At 65.4% G+C, this 15,561-nt stretch carries 18 protein-coding genes; 11 read left to right on the top strand and 7 right to left on the bottom strand.

Annotated features, from left to right (window positions below; all coding sequences use genetic code 11):
• The first annotated feature begins 13 nt into the window (after window positions 1–13).
• Genes AC1RMG_RS21545 through AC1RMG_RS21530 form a run of 4 tightly spaced genes read left to right on the top strand, consistent with a single transcriptional unit; the run spans window position 14 to window position 2,884 of the window.
• A complete protein-coding gene (locus tag AC1RMG_RS21545; protein ID WP_493170199.1) occupies window positions 14–796 on the top strand; it encodes an SDR family oxidoreductase in 783 nt (260 codons plus the stop codon).
• 2 nt (window positions 797–798) lie between these two features.
• Window positions 799–1,257: a MaoC family dehydratase gene (locus AC1RMG_RS21540; protein ID WP_072452519.1), complete on the top strand. Its 459-nt coding sequence runs from the start codon at window positions 799–801 to the stop codon at window positions 1,255–1,257.
• 31 nt (window positions 1,258–1,288) lie between these two features.
• Window positions 1,289–2,491, top strand: coding sequence for an acetyl-CoA C-acyltransferase (locus AC1RMG_RS21535; RefSeq protein ID WP_342402311.1), 1,203 nt, complete (start codon window positions 1,289–1,291; stop codon window positions 2,489–2,491).
• Between the two features lie 9 nt (window positions 2,492–2,500).
• Entirely contained in the window at window positions 2,501–2,884 is a 384-nt protein-coding gene (locus AC1RMG_RS21530) for a steroid Delta-isomerase (RefSeq protein WP_072452523.1), read from the top strand.
• Window positions 2,885–2,929: 45 nt separating this feature from the next.
• Here AC1RMG_RS21530 and AC1RMG_RS21525 read toward each other — a convergent pair whose 3' ends face one another.
• Window positions 2,930–3,400 (bottom strand): SRPBCC family protein, encoded by a 471-nt coding sequence (locus tag AC1RMG_RS21525; RefSeq protein ID WP_262212545.1) that lies wholly within the window; start codon window positions 3,398–3,400, stop codon window positions 2,930–2,932.
• A gap of 63 nt (window positions 3,401–3,463) precedes the next feature.
• Window positions 3,464–4,240, bottom strand: a complete 777-nt coding sequence (locus tag AC1RMG_RS21520) for an SDR family oxidoreductase (RefSeq protein ID WP_123724927.1) — start codon at window positions 4,238–4,240, stop codon at window positions 3,464–3,466.
• Between the two features lie 160 nt (window positions 4,241–4,400).
• Between AC1RMG_RS21520 and AC1RMG_RS21515 the strand changes: the two genes are divergently transcribed.
• The 4 genes from AC1RMG_RS21515 to dmpG are packed head-to-tail and all read left to right on the top strand — an operon-like array spanning window position 4,401 to window position 7,990.
• Window positions 4,401–5,228 carry an alpha/beta fold hydrolase gene (locus AC1RMG_RS21515; protein WP_370059415.1) on the top strand — a complete coding sequence of 276 codons (828 nt, stop codon included), beginning with the start codon at window positions 4,401–4,403 and terminating at the stop codon, window positions 5,226–5,228.
• Window positions 5,225–6,016, top strand: coding sequence for a fumarylacetoacetate hydrolase family protein (locus tag AC1RMG_RS21510; protein ID WP_493170196.1), 792 nt, complete (start codon window positions 5,225–5,227; stop codon window positions 6,014–6,016). The genes AC1RMG_RS21515 and AC1RMG_RS21510 overlap by 4 nt, the downstream gene beginning before the upstream one ends.
• Window positions 6,017–6,033: 17 nt before the next feature.
• On the top strand, window positions 6,034–6,942 hold the full coding sequence (locus AC1RMG_RS21505) for an acetaldehyde dehydrogenase (acetylating) (protein WP_493170194.1): 909 nt from the start codon (window positions 6,034–6,036) through the stop codon (window positions 6,940–6,942).
• A 13-nt stretch (window positions 6,943–6,955) separates the two neighbouring features.
• Window positions 6,956–7,990, top strand: a complete 1,035-nt coding sequence (gene dmpG / locus AC1RMG_RS21500) for a 4-hydroxy-2-oxovalerate aldolase (protein WP_072452537.1) — start codon at window positions 6,956–6,958, stop codon at window positions 7,988–7,990.
• A 36-nt stretch (window positions 7,991–8,026) separates the two neighbouring features.
• Here dmpG and AC1RMG_RS21495 read toward each other — a convergent pair whose 3' ends face one another.
• The 3 genes from AC1RMG_RS21495 to AC1RMG_RS21485 form a co-directional block, all read right to left on the bottom strand.
• A complete protein-coding gene (locus tag AC1RMG_RS21495; RefSeq protein WP_176876786.1) occupies window positions 8,027–8,188 on the bottom strand; it encodes a hypothetical protein in 162 nt (53 codons plus the stop codon).
• 137 nt (window positions 8,189–8,325) lie between these two features.
• Window positions 8,326–9,456 (bottom strand): helix-turn-helix transcriptional regulator, encoded by a 1,131-nt coding sequence (locus AC1RMG_RS21490; RefSeq protein ID WP_368994727.1) that lies wholly within the window; start codon window positions 9,454–9,456, stop codon window positions 8,326–8,328.
• 138 nt (window positions 9,457–9,594) lie between these two features.
• Window positions 9,595–10,638, bottom strand: coding sequence for a 3-ketosteroid-9-alpha-monooxygenase, oxygenase component (locus AC1RMG_RS21485; protein WP_262212542.1), 1,044 nt, complete (start codon window positions 10,636–10,638; stop codon window positions 9,595–9,597).
• 177 nt (window positions 10,639–10,815) lie between these two features.
• Between AC1RMG_RS21485 and AC1RMG_RS21480 the strand changes: the two genes are divergently transcribed.
• Both AC1RMG_RS21480 and lipP1 read left to right on the top strand, forming a co-directional pair.
• A complete protein-coding gene (locus tag AC1RMG_RS21480) occupies window positions 10,816–11,652 on the top strand; it encodes an SDR family NAD(P)-dependent oxidoreductase (protein WP_368994728.1) in 837 nt (278 codons plus the stop codon).
• Entirely contained in the window at window positions 11,642–12,568 is a 927-nt protein-coding gene (gene lipP1 / locus AC1RMG_RS21475; RefSeq protein ID WP_262212541.1) for a LipP1 family hormone-sensitive lipase, read from the top strand. The genes AC1RMG_RS21480 and lipP1 overlap by 11 nt, the downstream gene beginning before the upstream one ends.
• A gap of 102 nt (window positions 12,569–12,670) precedes the next feature.
• Here lipP1 and AC1RMG_RS21470 read toward each other — a convergent pair whose 3' ends face one another.
• Entirely contained in the window at window positions 12,671–13,372 is a 702-nt protein-coding gene (locus tag AC1RMG_RS21470; RefSeq protein ID WP_493170191.1) for an EthD domain-containing protein, read from the bottom strand.
• A 270-nt stretch (window positions 13,373–13,642) separates the two neighbouring features.
• Here AC1RMG_RS21470 and AC1RMG_RS21465 point away from each other — a divergent pair, with 270 nt between their 5' ends.
• On the top strand, window positions 13,643–14,086 hold the full coding sequence (locus AC1RMG_RS21465; RefSeq protein WP_493170189.1) for a nuclear transport factor 2 family protein: 444 nt from the start codon (window positions 13,643–13,645) through the stop codon (window positions 14,084–14,086).
• Window positions 14,087–14,171: 85 nt separating this feature from the next.
• On the opposite strand, the gene AC1RMG_RS21460 is transcribed toward AC1RMG_RS21465, so the two are convergent.
• On the bottom strand, window positions 14,172–15,557 hold the full coding sequence (locus tag AC1RMG_RS21460) for a DUF1329 domain-containing protein (protein WP_123724918.1): 1,386 nt from the start codon (window positions 15,555–15,557) through the stop codon (window positions 14,172–14,174).
• Between the last annotated feature and the right edge of the window lie 4 nt (window positions 15,558–15,561).

The following is a 15,561-nucleotide window of genomic DNA, read 5'->3' as shown; positions in this document are numbered from 1 at the left end:
GAGGAGTGTGTTCATGGCGGTTCCTGAATATGTAAAGGGCCACGGCCTGCTGCGGGGCAAGTCGGTGCTGATCACCGCGGCCGCCGGTGCCGGCATCGGCTATGCCGCGGCGTTGCGGGCGGCGGAGGAGGGCTGTCGGGCGCTGATGCTCAGTGACATTCATCCGGGGCGGCTGGCCGAGGCAGTGGCGGGCATTCGCCAGGCCACCGGGCTTGAGGCGGTGCACGGCGAGTTGTGCGACGTTGCCGACCAAGCCCAGGTCCAGCATCTGGTGGCCTGCGGCGAGCGCGAACTGGGCGGGGTCGACGTGCTGATCAACAACGCCGGCCTTGGCGGCTCGCGACGCTTGCTGGACATGCCCGACGCGGAGTGGCAGCGGGTGCTGGATGTGACCCTCACCGGGACCATGCGCATGACCCGGGCGATCCTCCCGGGGATGATCCGCCGTGGTGCCGGGGTCATCGTAAACAACGCATCGGTGCTGGGGTGGCGGGCCCAGAAAGAACAGTCCCACTACGCCGCGGCCAAGGCCGGGGTCATGGCCCTGACCCGCTGCGCGGCGCTGGAAGCGGCCGAACACGGGATTCGTATCAACGCCGTCAGCCCGAGCATTGCCATGCACGACTTCCTGCGCCGCAGCGCACCGGCGGCGGTGCTTGAGCACCTGGCCGCCGGTGAAGCTTTCGGCCGCGCCGCCGAGGTCTGGGAAGTGGCCAACGTGATGATGTTCCTGGCCAGCGACTACAGCTCCTACATGACCGGGGAAGTGCTCTCGGTCTCCAGCCAGAGGGCCTGAACATGCCGCGGATCTTTGCCACGCCCGCTGCCCTGGCCGATGCCGTCGGCGAGGAGTTGGGCGTCAGTGACTGGCTGCTGCTGGAGCAGGGGCGCATTGACCTGTTCGCCGATGCCACCGGCGATCACCAATGGATTCACGTCGATCCGGTGCGGGCCGCCAGCGGGCCTTTTGGTGCCTGCATTGCACATGGCTACCTGAGCCTGGCCCTGGTCAACCTGTTCCTGCCGCAAATCGTCGAAGTCCGCGGGCTGGCGATGGGGGTCAACTACGGTTGCGATCGGGTGCGCTTCCCCGCGGTGATCAGCGTCGGCTCGCGGGTGCGCGGCAGTGCCCGGCTGGTGGCCGTGGAGCAGGTCAAGGGCGGGGTCCAGGCGACCCTGCGGGTCAGCGTCGAGATCCAGGGCCAGGAACGTCCTGGCTGCGTGGTCGACACCATCAGTCGTTACTACCCGGCCTGAACCGGCCAGTTGTCTATTCGAGGATCAGAGCATGAACCAAGCCGTCATCGTTTCCACCGCTCGCACACCGATCGGCAAGGCCTTTCGCGGTGCCTTCAACGACACCGAGGCACCGCGCATGGGTGGCCATGTGGTGCGCGAAGCGCTGCGCCGCGCCGGGGTCGAGCCCGGTGAAGTGGATGATGTATTGATGGGCGCCGCCGCCCAGCAAGGCACTCAGGGCTACAACCTGGGACGCCTGTGCGCCATGGCCGCCGGCCTGCCCGCGACAGTGGCCGGGATGGCTCTGGATCGCCAGTGCGGCTCGGGGCTGATGAGCATCGCCACAGCGGCCAAGGGCATCATCTGCGATGAAATCGAGATTGCCGTGGCCGGTGGCCTGGAGTCGATTTCCCTGGTGCAGAACAGCCACAAGAACACCTACCGCAATCAGAGCGTGGCGGTGATCGAGCAAGACCCGCGAGCCTATATCCCGATGATTGAAACCGCCGAGATCGTCGCCCAACGCTACGGTATTTCGCGCCAGGCCCAGGATGCCTACAGCCTGGAGAGCCAACTGCGCACCGCCCGTGCCCAGGAGGCCGGGCGTTTCGATCGGGAGCTGGCGCCGATGAGCAGCCGCAAGGCGATCTTCGACAAGGCCAGCGGCGAAACCCGTTACGAAACCCTGACCCTGCAGCGTGACGAGTGCAATCGCAGCGACACCAGCCTGGCCAGCCTCAGCGCCCTGGAGCCGGTGTGGGGCGGTGGCGAGTGGTCCGGGCCCGGAAGCTTCATCACCGCCGGTAACGCTTCGCAGTTGTCCGACGGCGCTTCGGCCTCGGTGCTGATGAGTGCGCGGATGGCCGAACGCCGCGGGCTGGAGCCCCTGGGTATCTACCGGGGGTTGGCGGTGGCCGGCTGCCACGCCGATGAAATGGGCATTGGCCCGATCTACGCGATTCCCAAGTTGCTCAAGCGTCACGGCCTGACGGTGGATCACATCGGCCTGTGGGAGTTGAACGAGGCCTTTGCCTGCCAGGTACTGCATTGCCGCGACACCCTGGGCATTCCCATGGAGCGCCTGAACGTCAACGGCGGCGCCATTGCCCTGGGGCACCCGTTTGGCATGTCCGGGGCGCGCATGGTGGGTCACGCCCTGATCGAGGGCCAGCGCCGTGGCGTGCGTTATGTGGTGGTCAGCATGTGCATTGGTGGCGGCATGGGGGCCGCCGCCCTGTTCGAAGTGGTCTAGGAGGCAGTAATGATCAGTAGCGAACGAATCCAGGCGATCATGGCCGGCTACGTGCAAAAGGTGGATGCCGGCGACATCGAGGCGATTGTCGCGCTCTACGCCGAGGACGCCGTGGTGGAAGACCCGGTGGGCCAGCCAGCGTTGCGCGGCCTGGCTGCCATTGGCGACTTCTATCGCCAGGGGCTGGGCCAGATCAAGGTCGCGGCGACTCTCACCGGCCCGGTGCGGGCCACCCTCAATGGCTGCGGGGCAATGGCTTTTCGCGTCGATATGCTCTGGCAGGGCGAGCCCTGCTCGTTGCAGGTGATCGATGTCATGGAGTTCGACGAGCAGGGCCTGATCCGCTCGATGAAGGCGTACTGGGGCCCCGTCAACATCCAGCCGCAGGGCTGAAGGCCAGGGCGGCGGGGCGCCGTGTGCCTGCCTCGCCGCAACCTGCTACTTGAAGTCCGGATTCTGGGTGCGTCCGGTCTCGTAGAACGCCTTGAGGTTCTCGGCGATCTGCCTCACTACCTGGTTCATGGCTTTGCCCAGCAAGCGTTCCACCAGGCGGCCGCCGTGCATCTGGTAATGCAGGCTGGTGATGACCCGGGTCGCGGGCCCGTCACCCAGCAACTGATAGTGGAAGCATGCCTGGCGAAAGGGAAAGGGCGCACCGGCCTGTTCCCGGTGCAGGCGCAGGACAAAGCCCTGGCCCTCCTGCCACTGCACCACGCTTTCATCCAGCCATTGCCCGCCTTTGCGAAATACCCGGCGGCTGGCGCCCACCTGCTGTTCCGGCCCCGGGTGCAGGCGGCAGCCGGTCAGCCCTGGAACATAATGCGGGGCCAGGCGCAGATCGCGCAGGATGGCCCAGGCAGCGGCGCTGTCGAGGTTGAGCAGGACACTGTGGCTGGCAATTGCGGACATTGATGCCTCCTGGAAACGTTGAGCGATCTGCCGCCAGCGGCGGCAGCGTTTGGCATACAGGGTTCAGGCCCGGGCCTGGGCCGCATCGAGAAAGGCCGGCCGCTCGCCGCCGCCATGCACCAGCAGATCGCTGCCGCTGACATAGCGGGCCAGGGGCGAGGCCAGGTACAGGCAGGCATCCCCGATGTCTTCGGGGCGGGCCAGGCGTTGCAGGGGAATGCCGGCGGCGACCCGTGCCAGGCCGGCGGCGTCGCCATAGTGCAAGGCTGCCTGCTCGGTGAGAATCAACCCGGCGCTGAGGCTGTTGAGGCGCACCTTGGGGGCCCACTCCACCGCCAGTGAACGAGTCAGGCTCAGCAGCCCCGCCTTGGCTGCGCCGTAGGCGGCGGTGCCGGGGGAGGGGCGACTGGCGCTGACACTGGCGATATTGATGATGCAGCCGCCTTCGGCCTGGGCCTGCATCACCCGATTGGCCTGCTGGCAGAGGTTCAATGGTGCCAGCAGGTTGAGGCGGATGATCGCCTCGCTGAAGCGCGGCGAGGCGCTGGCGGCTTCGGCATGAGGCGCGCCCCCGGCATTGTTGACCAGCACATCGAGCCGGCCACAGCGCTCCAGCACCTGGTCGATCAGCGCCTGGGACTGCTCTGCCTGTCGCAGGTCGCAGGTGATGAACAGGGCCTTGCGTGCGGCGCAGGCGGGCACCTGCTCCGGAGCCTGGCGCCCGCAGATCAGCACCGTGGCGCCACAGTCCAGAAAGCGCTGGCTGATGCCGCGCCCAACGCCCTTGCCACCGCCGGTGACCAGCACCACGCGGCCCTTGAAATCCATCGGATCGTGCATGCCTGCCTCGTTCTGGGCTGTTGTCGAGGCGTTGATCCTAGAGCGCGTGCCCTGGCCCTCCAACGTCCAAAGGGACTAGGTGGGCTAGTCCTGTCGGACGATGTTGCAGGCCCGTGGGCTGCCCACAATCGGCCCACTACAACAGGCCGGAGGACCGGAGATGAAGGCTTCAGCACAGGGGCGGACAGTGACGCTGCCCAACGGTATGCAACTGCATTACCAGGACATGGGCAGCGGCGATCCGGTGGTGTTCATCCACGGTAGCGGCCCGGGTGCCAGCGGCCATAGCAACTTCAAGGGCAACTACCCGGCGTTCGCCGCCGCCGGCTATCGCTGCATCGTTCCCGACCTGCCGGGCTACGGCGCCTCGGACAAACCGCTGGCCCAGTACACCCTGGACTTTTTCGTCGAGGCCCTGAGCGGCCTGCTCGATGCTCTGGACATTGGCCGCTGCGTGCTGATCGGCAACTCCCTGGGTGGCGCGATTGCCCTGCAACTGGCGCTGGACCAGCCACGGCGGGTCAGCCGCCTGGTGCTGATGGCCCCCGGTGGGTTGATGGACAAGGAGCAGTACTACCTGCGCATGGCCGGTATCCAGCAGATGGCCGCAGCGTTTGCCCAGGGGGAGTTGCGGGACGCCGCCGGCATGCGTCGCCTGCTGAGCCTGCAACTGTTCGACCCGAGCCTGATCAGCGACGAAACGGTCGCCGAGCGGGTCGCGGTGGTGCAGGAGCAACCCCAGGAGGTGCTGTCCACCATGCAGGTGCCGAACCTGACGGCGCGCCTGGCCGAGCTGAGTTGTCCGATCCTCGGTTTCTGGGGCGTCAACGATCAGTTCTGCCCGGCCTCCGGGGCGCAGACGTTGATGGAGCATTGCCGGCAGATCCGCATGCTGCTGCTCAGCGAATGCGGGCACTGGGTGATGGTCGAATACCGCCAGCTGTTCAACCGCCAGTGCCTGGACTTTCTTGCAGAGCCGCAGCCATGAGCCAGACTCTGCAACAGCAGTACGGCGAAGAGCTGTACCAGGCCCTGCGCCAGGGCCGGACCTTAGCACCGCTGACTGAACGCTGGCCGGCCATCAGCATCGAGGACGCCTACCAGATCTCGTTGTACGGCATCCAGCGGCGGGTGGCGGACGGCGACCGTATCGTCGGCAAGAAGATCGGCGTGACCTCGGCGGCGGTGCAACAGATGCTCGGCGTGCACCAGCCGGATTTCGGCTTTATCACCCAGGGCATGGCATTTGCCGACGGCGCGAGCATTTCCCTGTCGGGCAACCGCCTGATCCAGCCCCGGGCCGAGGGCGAGATCGCCTTCAAGCTCAAGCACGACCTGCTGGGCCCCGGCGTCACCGAGGCCCAGGTGCTGGCCGCCACCGAATGGGTGGCGCCGTGCTTTGAAATCGTCGATTCGCGGATTCACGACTGGCGCATCTGCATCCAGGACACCGTGGCCGACAACGCTTCCTGCGGGGTTTTCGTGCTCGGGGAGGAGCGGGCCGACCCACACCACCTGGACCTGCCCAACCTGCGCATGCAGGTGTTCAAGAACCGCTGCCTGATCAGCCAGGGGCTGGGTTCGGCGGTGCAGGGCAACCCCCTGACCGCGGTGGCCTGGCTGGCCAACACCCTGGGCGCTTTCGGGATTGCCTTCAAGGCCGGGGAAATCATTCTCTCCGGGTCCCTGGTGCCCCTGGAGCCGGCCCGGGCCGGCGATCACTTTTCCTTGACCATCGATGGCCTGGGCAGTGCCCGGGTGTCGTTCTGCGCCTGACCCAAGGGGGTATGTGAATGAGCAAGAAACTCAAGGCGGCCATTATCGGCCCGGGCAATATCGGTACCGACCTGTTGCTCAAGATGTGCCGCTCAGAATGGATCGAACCGGTGTGGATGGTGGGTGTCGACCCGCAGTCCGTGGGCCTCGAACGCGCCCGGGAGCTGGGCATCAAGACCACCTCGGACGGGGTGGCCGGTTTGCTGCCTCATGTCCTGGACGACGATATTCGCATCGCCTTCGACGCCACCTCGGCCTATGTCCACGCCGAGAACAGCCGCCAGCTCAATGCCCTGGGGGTGATCATGATTGACTTGACCCCGGCGGCCATCGGCCCGTTCTGCGTGCCGCCGGTGAACCTGCAGCAACACGCCCAGAGCCTGGCGCTGAACGTCAACATGGTCACCTGTGGCGGCCAGGCGACCATCCCCATGGTGGCCGCGGTGGCCCAGGTGCAGCCGGTCAGCTACGGCGAGATTGTCGCCACCGTGTCTTCGGCCTCGGTGGGCCCGGGCACCCGGCAGAACATCGACGAATTCACTCGCACCACCGCCGAGGCTGTGCAGCGCATCGGTGGTGCCCGGCGCGGCAAGGCGATCATCGTCATCAACCCGGCCGAACCTGCACTGATGATGCGCGACACCATTCACTGCCTGACCGACCAGGAGCCCGACCAGGCGGCGATCCGCGCCTCGGTGCTGCGCATGGTCAAGGAAGTGCAGCGCTATGTGCCGGGCTACAAGCTGATCAACGGCCCGGTGTTCGACGGCAACCAAGTGAGCATCTACATCGAGGTCGAGGGGCTGGGGGATTTCCTTCCCAAGTCCGCCGGCAACCTCGACATCATGACCGCCGCCGGCTTGCGCACCGCCGAGATGTTTGCCGAAGAAGCCCACCGGGGCGCCCTGCAACTGCCTGTTCGTTGACCGGAGAATTGCCATGAATCTGCAAGGTAGAAGCGTTGTTCTGCACGACATGAGCCTGCGTGACGGCATGCACGCCAAGCGCCACCAGATCAGCCTGGAACAGATGATCTCGGTGGCCACCGGGCTCGACGCGGCGGGGGTGCCGCTGATCGAGATCACCCACGGCGACGGCCTTGGCGGCGCGTCGCTGAACTATGGCCTGCCGGCTCACAGCGACGAGGAGTATTTCGCCGCGGTGATTCCGCAGCTCAGACAGGCCAGGGTCTCGGCACTGCTGCTGCCGGGCATCGGTACCCTCGACCACTTGCGCATGGCCCACGAGCACGGGGTGAGCACGGTGCGGGTGGCGACCCACTGCACCGAGGCCGATGTCTCCAGCCAGCACATCGGCATGGCGGCGAAGATGGGCCTGGATACGGTGGGGTTCCTGATGATGGCGCACATGCTCAGCGCCGAGAAACTCCTGCAGCAGGCGCAACTGATGCAGAGCTACGGCGCCAACTGCATCTACTGCACCGACTCGGCGGGCTACATGCTGCCCGATGAAGTCAGCGAGAAGATCGGCGTGCTGCGCCAGGGGCTCAACCCCGGGACCGAGGTCGGTTTCCACGGCCACCACAACCTGGGCCTGGCGATCGCCAACTCCCTGGCGGCGATCGAGGCCGGGGCGGCGCGCATCGATGGTTCGGTGGCGGGGCTCGGTGCCGGGGCGGGCAATACGCCGTTGGAGGTGTTTGTGGCGGTGCTGGAGCGCATGGGTGTCAGCAGCGGGGTGGATCTGTACGCGATCATGGATGTCGCCGAGGACCGGGTGGTGCCCATGCTCGACCAGCCGATCCGGCTCGACCGTGATGCGCTGACGCTGGGGTACGCCGGGGTCTACAGCTCGTTTTTGCTGTTCGCCAAGCGTGCCGAGCGCAAGTACGGCATCTCGGCCCGCGAGCTGTTGGTGGAGCTGGGCCGGCGCGGCACCGTCGGTGGCCAGGAAGACATGATCGAAGACCTGGCGCTGACTCTGTCCCGGGCCCGTGGCGTACTGCCCACCTGATGCACAGGGCGCACCCTGGACGCCCACACCGGGGGTTCAGGGCAGCAGGCCGCGTACCTGGGGCGGATAGCAGGGATTGGCGGCGCACTGGCTGAGCATGCTGGCGGCACGGTAGGCCGGTTTCTTGAAGACCTGATAGGCGCCGGCACTGGTGCCGATGATGATGAACAGCAGCAGGCAAAGGGTGGATTTGCGCATGGCGAGCCTCCACGGCGGTGTTGTTCTTGTAGGTCGACCTTATGTCGTAGCCCTGGGTCCGGCCTCGTCCGATTGGACTAGCCGGCGGGACGCGAGCCGAGTGGTGCAGCGTCAGCCGGCGAACCTTCTTCGGGCGCTCAGCCCAAGGCGGCCACACTGCGCAGGATCAGGCGCACCAGCATGGTCTGGCGGGTGACTCCGGTCTTGGAGAAGGTCGAGCGCAGGTGGGCGCGGGAGGTGTTGCGGCTGATGCCCAGCTCCTGGGAGGCTTCGTCCAGGGTCAGGCCGTTGGCCAGGAGCATGGCCAGTTGGGTTTCGGCCGGCGTGAAGTCGAACAGCACCCGGACGATCTCCTGGGGCGCGCAGGACTGCTGCTCCGGGTCACTGATGAAGATCACTACCGTGGGGCAGCGCTTGCCTTCGCTCCAGGCAGAGAGCGGTACCGAGCGTACGATGATGCCCAGGTCGGCGCGCCCCGAGGGCCGTTGCACCCGCAGCGCCTCGACCACCGAAGGGTTGCTGCGTTTATGCGACAGCAGCGACTGTTTCACCAGGCGGCGAAATTCCTGGGTGTCGCGGGCGGTGCCGACCTGCAGGCCGTCGTTGACCAGTTTGATGCCGTCCTTTTCCTGGATCAGCCGCTCGGCCACCTGGTTGGTCTGCAACACCTTGCCGGTCTCGTCGAGGATGATGGTGCCGACCGCCATCTGGTCTACGGCGCCAGCATAGAGATTGCGCTCGGTTTCGATGCGGTTGAGCTTCATGTGCATCTTGATCGAGCGTTCCAGGTGCGGCACGAACTGCGCCAGCAGCTCCTTTTCCTGCTGGTCGAATGGCTGGTCGTCGCGTCCGCGGCTGATGCGCAGGCGACACTGGGCGCCTTCACTGGTGTTGATGTCGGCGCCCAGGATATGGAACACCCCCACCGGCTCCAGGAAGTTGCGGTAGAACTCCGATTGCAACCAGTCGTCGTTGGAGACGAACTCCGCCAGGGTCACCACCTGGCGGTTGGGCAGGTCGACGAACGGATCGAGGCTGAAGAAGTGAGTGTTGTAGGAGGTGGTGACCTCGCTGGAGCTGCCGGTGGTGTTGACCATCAGCCCATCCACCTGGGCGCTGGGCGGGCGCAGGATAAAGGTCACGTATTTGCTGTTCAGATGGAGGTTGAGCTGGTTGAGGAAGGTGGCCCATGGAATGTTTTCCATGGGCCCCTGGTAGAGATTGCCGATCAGGTCACTGAACGTCTCAAGGCTGAGGTTCTTCTGCATGGCGAAAACCGTTTTTATTATTGTTTGGGTAGTAGCGGGGGCCGAGAGTAGGGTCGGCATCGCTGGCGCGCAATGGTTCTTGCAAGGCATCTGATCGGCAGCTCTCCGGGGCGGATCAGGGGTGAAAAAGGTCCTGTGTCAGAGGTTCTGGCCCTCGCGTACGATGAAGTCCCGTGCCTCCTGGGTGCTGGCCGGCAAGGCTTCGATATCGGTGTAGAACTGCTCGTACCATTTGCGCAACTGGTACACCGGGCCGTCACCGTCGCACAGCAGCGGATTGTCCACTCGGGTCTTGCTGTGCCAGATCGCCACGTCCTCGTAGAAGGCTTCCTGGGCCTGTTGCACATAGGCCTTGGCCATCGCTTGGTTCTGTTCTTCGCTGAGGCCGGGGATCTTCTTCACCAGCACTCCGTAGCGCAGGGTGAAACTGTCCAGGTCGATGGGTACGTGGCAGTTGAGCAGGATCGAATGGATCGGCTGGCCGTTCATCGCGCCGGTCATTTCGGTGATCTGGTAGGCCGGCCCGAAGTAGGTGGCGGTGGTGCTCAGCTCGCTGTCGCCGGACAGGCGTTCGCTGCGGGCGCGCATTTCCTGGGTGGCCAGATGGCCTTCGAAGCGGTTGCTGAAGGCCTGCACCGGGGCACCATGGACTGTGCCGAAGTGCGCCATGTCGGCGACGTTGTCGATCAGTTCACGGCAGTTGGTCTCGATCTTCAGCTCCGCCACTTCCCAGTTGGCCCATTGTTCGTCGAAGCAGGCGTCGATCCGCGGTATGCGCTGCTGCTCGATGGGCGGGTTGCCTTGGGGGTCATTCCAGACAAACAACAGTTGGTTTTCCTCCATCAGCGGCCAGCTCTTGATTCGTGCCCGTGGCGGAATCCGCTTGGCGTAGGGAATGTCGTCGCAGACGCCGTCGGCGCCCCAGCGCCAGGCATGAAAGGGGCAGCGCAGCGCGTTGCCTTCGATGCAGCCGGTGCTCAGGTCAGCGCCCATGTGCGGGCAGTAGCCGTCAAGAATGTGCAACTGGCGGTCTTCGCCCTCGAACGCCACCAGCCGGGTGCCGAACACATCCAGGCGGTGGGCCTTGCCGTCGCGGTACTGGGCCGCCAGCCCCAGGCAATGCCAGCCTCTGGCGTAGCGTGATTGCAGGGGTTGAGTCTCGATTCGGTGCAGGGTGTTCATCTCTTGTTCTTCTCCGGGTCACGGTGGGGCCGCCGTGGCCTCAGGCCGAAGCCCGGCGGTGCTTGCACTCCTGATCGATTCTGCCGCCCCTGTGCCTTGGGGCATCGTCTGAATGGACGATGGCCAGTGCCGGCCAGCCGGCTCTACTGAGGCCTTTGACCACCGCAGGAGTTATCGATGAGCAGTCAAACAGGGCAGGTAGCAGTGATTACCGGCGCCGCCAGCGGGATTGGCCGGGGCCTGGCCGAAGAGGCCGCACGGCGTGGCATGCGCCTGGTGCTGGCGGACCTGGATGCCCCCGGGCTGGCTCGGGTCTGTGACGCCTTGCGGGCCAACGCAACCGAGGTGGTGAGCCGGGTTACCGATGTTGGGCAACTGGCCCAGGTCGAGGCCTTGCGCGATTGCGCCGTCGAGTCCTTTGGTGGCGTCGACCTGCTGTTCAACAATGCCGGGGTGATGCAGACCGGTTACAGCTGGGAGATCAGCCAGGCCCAGTGGCAGCGCATGCTCGACATCAACCTCAACGGAGTGATCCACGGCATCCGCAGTTTCCTGCCGCTGCTGCTGCGCCAGGGCCGTGGTGGCCATGTGATCAACACCGCTTCCCTGGCCGGCTTGCTCAGCAGCCCGTTGCTGGCGCCTTACAACGTCACCAAGCAGGCGGTGGTGGCGCTTTCGGAAACCCTGCATTACGAACTGGCGCTGCTGGGCGCGCCCATCGCGGTTTCGGTGATCTGCCCGGGGCCCGTGGCCAGCGCCATCATGGGTTCGAACCAGCACAGCGATGCCGCTGGCGATGGCTTGAGCCAGTTGCTCGATGGACGCATTCGCGAGGGCATGAGCCCCGCCGAACTGGCCGCGCTGGTGTTCGATGCCATCGATGCCAAGCGTTTCTGGGTTTTGCCCCACAAGGATTTCAAGGAGGCCCTGCAGCGCCGGGTGCGCAGCATCCTCGACGAAACCAATCCGCAGTTCCGTATGCCTGACACCGAGGGGGCCGACCATGTCTCTTGATCCGCAGATCGCCGCTGTACTGCAATCTCTGGAGGGCTTGGCGCCGCCGGACTTCAGCCAGCTGGACGCGACCCAGTACCGGCAGTTCGCCGACAACCTGATGGCCATGCCCCCTGGCGCGGCCATGCATGAAGTGCGCGAGTTGCGCGTGGCTGGCGATGCCGGCGAACTGGATGCCCGGCTCTATCGTCCGCTGGATCAGGAGCGCCTGCCGCTGCTGGTGTTCTTTCATGGTGGCGGTTTCATCATGGGCACCCTCGATACCCACGATTACCTGTGCCGGGCCCTGGCCAGCCAGACCGGGGCCGTGGTGGTGTCGGTGGCTTATCGGCTGGCGCCGGAGGCGGCTTTCCCGGCCGCGCCGCTCGATTGCTACGCGGCCACGTGCTGGCTGGTGGAGCACGCGGCCGAGCTGGGTATCGACGGCTCGCGCCTGGCGCTAGCCGGGGACAGTGCCGGTGGCAACCTGGCCTTGGCGGTCAGCCGCCTGGCATCGCAGCGCCAGGGACCGAAGATCCGCCACCAATGCCTGTTCTATCCGGTACTCGACGCCGCGTGCGACAGCCCTTCCTACCGCGACTTTGCCGAAGGCTACATGCTGACGGCCGCGATGATGAGGTGGTTCTGGAGCCTGTACGGTGCCGGAGCCTCCCTGGTCGATGAACCGCTGGCCTCGCCGTTGCGCGCGCAAGATCTGGGCGACCTGCCGCCCACGACCTTGATCACCGCCGGGTTCGACCCGCTGCGCGATGAGGGCGAAGCCTTCGCCAGGCGCATGCAGGCAAGCGCTGTACCGGTTCGGTTGCAGCGCTGCGAGGGGATGATCCATGGCTTCATCAGCCTGTCGCCCTTTGTCGAACGCGCCGCCCAGGTGCTGGCACAAGCAACGGCAGAGCTGCGCAAGGCGCTCGGCTGAAGCGACAGCGTCGGCCTTCGGGTGGCGAAGCCCGATACCAAAGCCCGACGCCCGACGCCTGGCGTCGGGCTTTGGCGTTGCGCGAAAGTGCCCGGCCAGGCGTCAGAATCGATATTGGCTGGTGGGCAGTACATCGATCTTGTCGAAGTCGATAAAGCGCGCACAGCTTTGCATCATGGCCGCCAGGTTTTTCTCGAACCGTGCTTCGTCCCCCGTTGCGTCGAAGAAGGCCTGGGGGTCGGTCATCGCCGCGGGCGGGAAGCATTCCTCGACAATGGCGTCGATGGGCGGCGCGTCCGGGGTCAGGGCCGCCACCACCAGGTTCTGCACGTACTGGAAGTTGTCCTGGGTGACGATGGCAACCTCTGTGTGCTGGTTGCGCCATATCTCCAGCCAGGTCTGCGGGGTCAGGCGCGGCGGGCGTGTCAGCAGGGCCACCTGGGCGAAGCCGTAAGTGCGCTCACCAGGTGAGGGGGGGAAACGGGTGTTGCGGATCGCTTCGGACTCGCACACCAGATAGGCCGCCAGGCGGGTCGTGGCCTGTGCCAATACCCGGTCGAAAGGCGCCCGGGGAGCGGCGTTGGCGCTGTCCAGCCACAGCGACAGGCAGGCATCCGGCAGCGGTGGCCGGTTCTCCTGGCGCAGGGCCGCAGCGGGAGCGACTTCGCTATCCGCCAGGTTCAACTGCAGGCCCTGGGCGCCCAGGGCTTGCAGTTGCCCTATGACCTCGTGGCGCACGTGCCGGGCGAATGTTTCATCGGTGCTGCTGGGGTCACGCCAGAGCAGATAGATGACTTTTTCCATGGCGGGCAGATTCCTCTGTTGATGGTCGACGGCAGGTGGGTCCTGCGAAGGACAGGGTCGGGCCTGAGCCACTTTGCCGAATCCACCAAACGGACTAGTGCCCGTGGGGCAACCGCTTCGTGAGTGGGGTCGAGCGCCAGGGGCTAGTCCCAACAGACGATCAGCCGGCGCCGGCCGGTCGATACACTTCCTGGCATGTGCGGCTGGTGAACAAGCACGCACGATGACCGCCACCCGGCGTCGATCCACGATGATTGCGAGGCCTGTGCCATGACTCTTGAACAACGTATTGCCCGCCTGGAGGCGCTAGAAGCGATCCGCCAGTTGAAGCATTGCTACTTGAATGCTTGTGACTTGAAGCAGGTGGAGGTGATACGCGACTGCTTTGCCGAGGGCGAGATACTGATCGACTACGGCCCACTGGGCAGCTTTCGCGATCGCGACAGCTTTCTCGCGCTGTATCAGGAACTGGCTTGCCAGCCACGAGTGATCGACATCCACCATGGCGCCAACCCGGAGATTGAATTGCTCGGCGAGGATCAGGCCCGGGGGCGCTGGGCGCTGTACTACTTCAACCTGGATGCCGAGAGTGGCGCCACGCGCCAGTTGGGGGGGATCTACCAGGACCGCTACCGGTGTATTGCCGGGCAATGGAAGCTGGTCGAATGCCGTTTCAGCGCGCACTCGATGGTGGCAGGGCAAGTACCAGCCTGAGCCTGAAGCGCCGCAGGCAGCTGATTTTGCAGCCAGCCGGCGCGATAGCCAGCCCGGGAGTGTGAACCGCCCGGGCCAGCCGGGTTCAGCGGGTACCGAGCTTGCGCAGGTTGCCCGGGGTGAAGTCGTCATCGACGAAGTTGCTGGCATTGAGCTTGGCCGGTTTCTGGTCCACCAGCAGTCGGTCGACCAGGTAGGAGCCGGCGATCAGGTCCTGGTAGATCCCCAGGCGCGCCTGGTAGCGCTGCATCTCATAGGCGTAGACCGAGGTTTGCATGTTGGTGCGCCACAGCTGGCCACGGCTGTCGTAGTTGTCGGCCAGGGTGGCGGCCCAGGTGTCCTCGTCAAGGTAGAGCACGCGCTTGGCATAGATATGCCGTGCGCCTTCCTTGAGGGTCGCCTGCAGGACCCAGACCCGGTGCTTCTCGTAGCGCATGTACTGCGGGTTGACGTGGCCGGTGGTGGCGAGAATCTGCGCAAGATTCACGCTGGAATCGTCGATCCGGTAGTTGTGATAGGGAATGTAGATCTCTCGTTTGCCGATGATGGTCCAGTCGTAGCGGTCCGGAGCGCCATTGAACAGGCGGTCCTCGTCCTGCACGCGAAAGCCTCCGGCGCCGGTGGGCGAGTCATACGCAACCGTTGGTGCGCGTCGCACCCGGCGTTGCCCGGGGCTGTACTGCCAGGCCTGGCGCGGCGCGGCGGTGGGGGTGATGAACTCGCGACCGACGATGATCTCGCCCTTCTTGCGGATCGGCTCCAGGGTGGTCAGAAGGAAGTTGGTGAGCACGCCGTTGGCGCTTTCGGGGGTCTTGTCCGGGGCCGACCAGATCGAATAGATCTTGTAGTTGACCTGCTCCAGCACCTGCTCCTTGTTGGAGTACACCACCGCCTGCTGGTAGTTGGCCTCCTCGGTGTAGGCGCGGCCGGCCAGGGTGTGGTTGAACATCAGTTCACTGCCGTTTTTGGGGATCGGGAACGGCGAGGCGGCCCAAGCGTTGCGGGTGTCGTTGCCGTCGTTGATCAGCTCGGCGTTGACGGCGTTTTTCCTGATGTCGTCATACAGCCGCTGGTCGAAGCGAAAGTCCCGGTGGCTGGGGTATACCGGCATGGTGAAGGTCTGCGGGTAGCGTTTGAACAGCGCCTTCTGCCCATCGGTGAGGTTGGCGGCGTACTGCTGCATGTTCGCCGCGGTGATCACGAACAGCGGTTTTTCCGCCGCATAAGGATCGGGGTAGGGGCTGCCGGGGCCGTCGTACTTGAGCTGAGGGGGCAGGCCCAGCCACTTTCCCGACCAGGCAGGAATGCTGCCGTCGGCGTTGCCGGCCCGCTCCGCACCCATGGGGGTCAGGTCCCGGTCTAGCCGGGCGGCTTCCTCGGGGCTGACCTTGGCCTGGGTCGCCAGGCTTGCGGCCAGCAGGCTGGCGGCCAGGGTCGTGCGCAACAACTGAGTGTAGATAGTGCTCGACATGCTG

The sequence above is a fragment of the Pseudomonas sp. GW822-FHT04H02 genome, from assembly GCF_058800645.1.
This window is presented reverse-complemented; position numbering and strand designations above follow the sequence as displayed.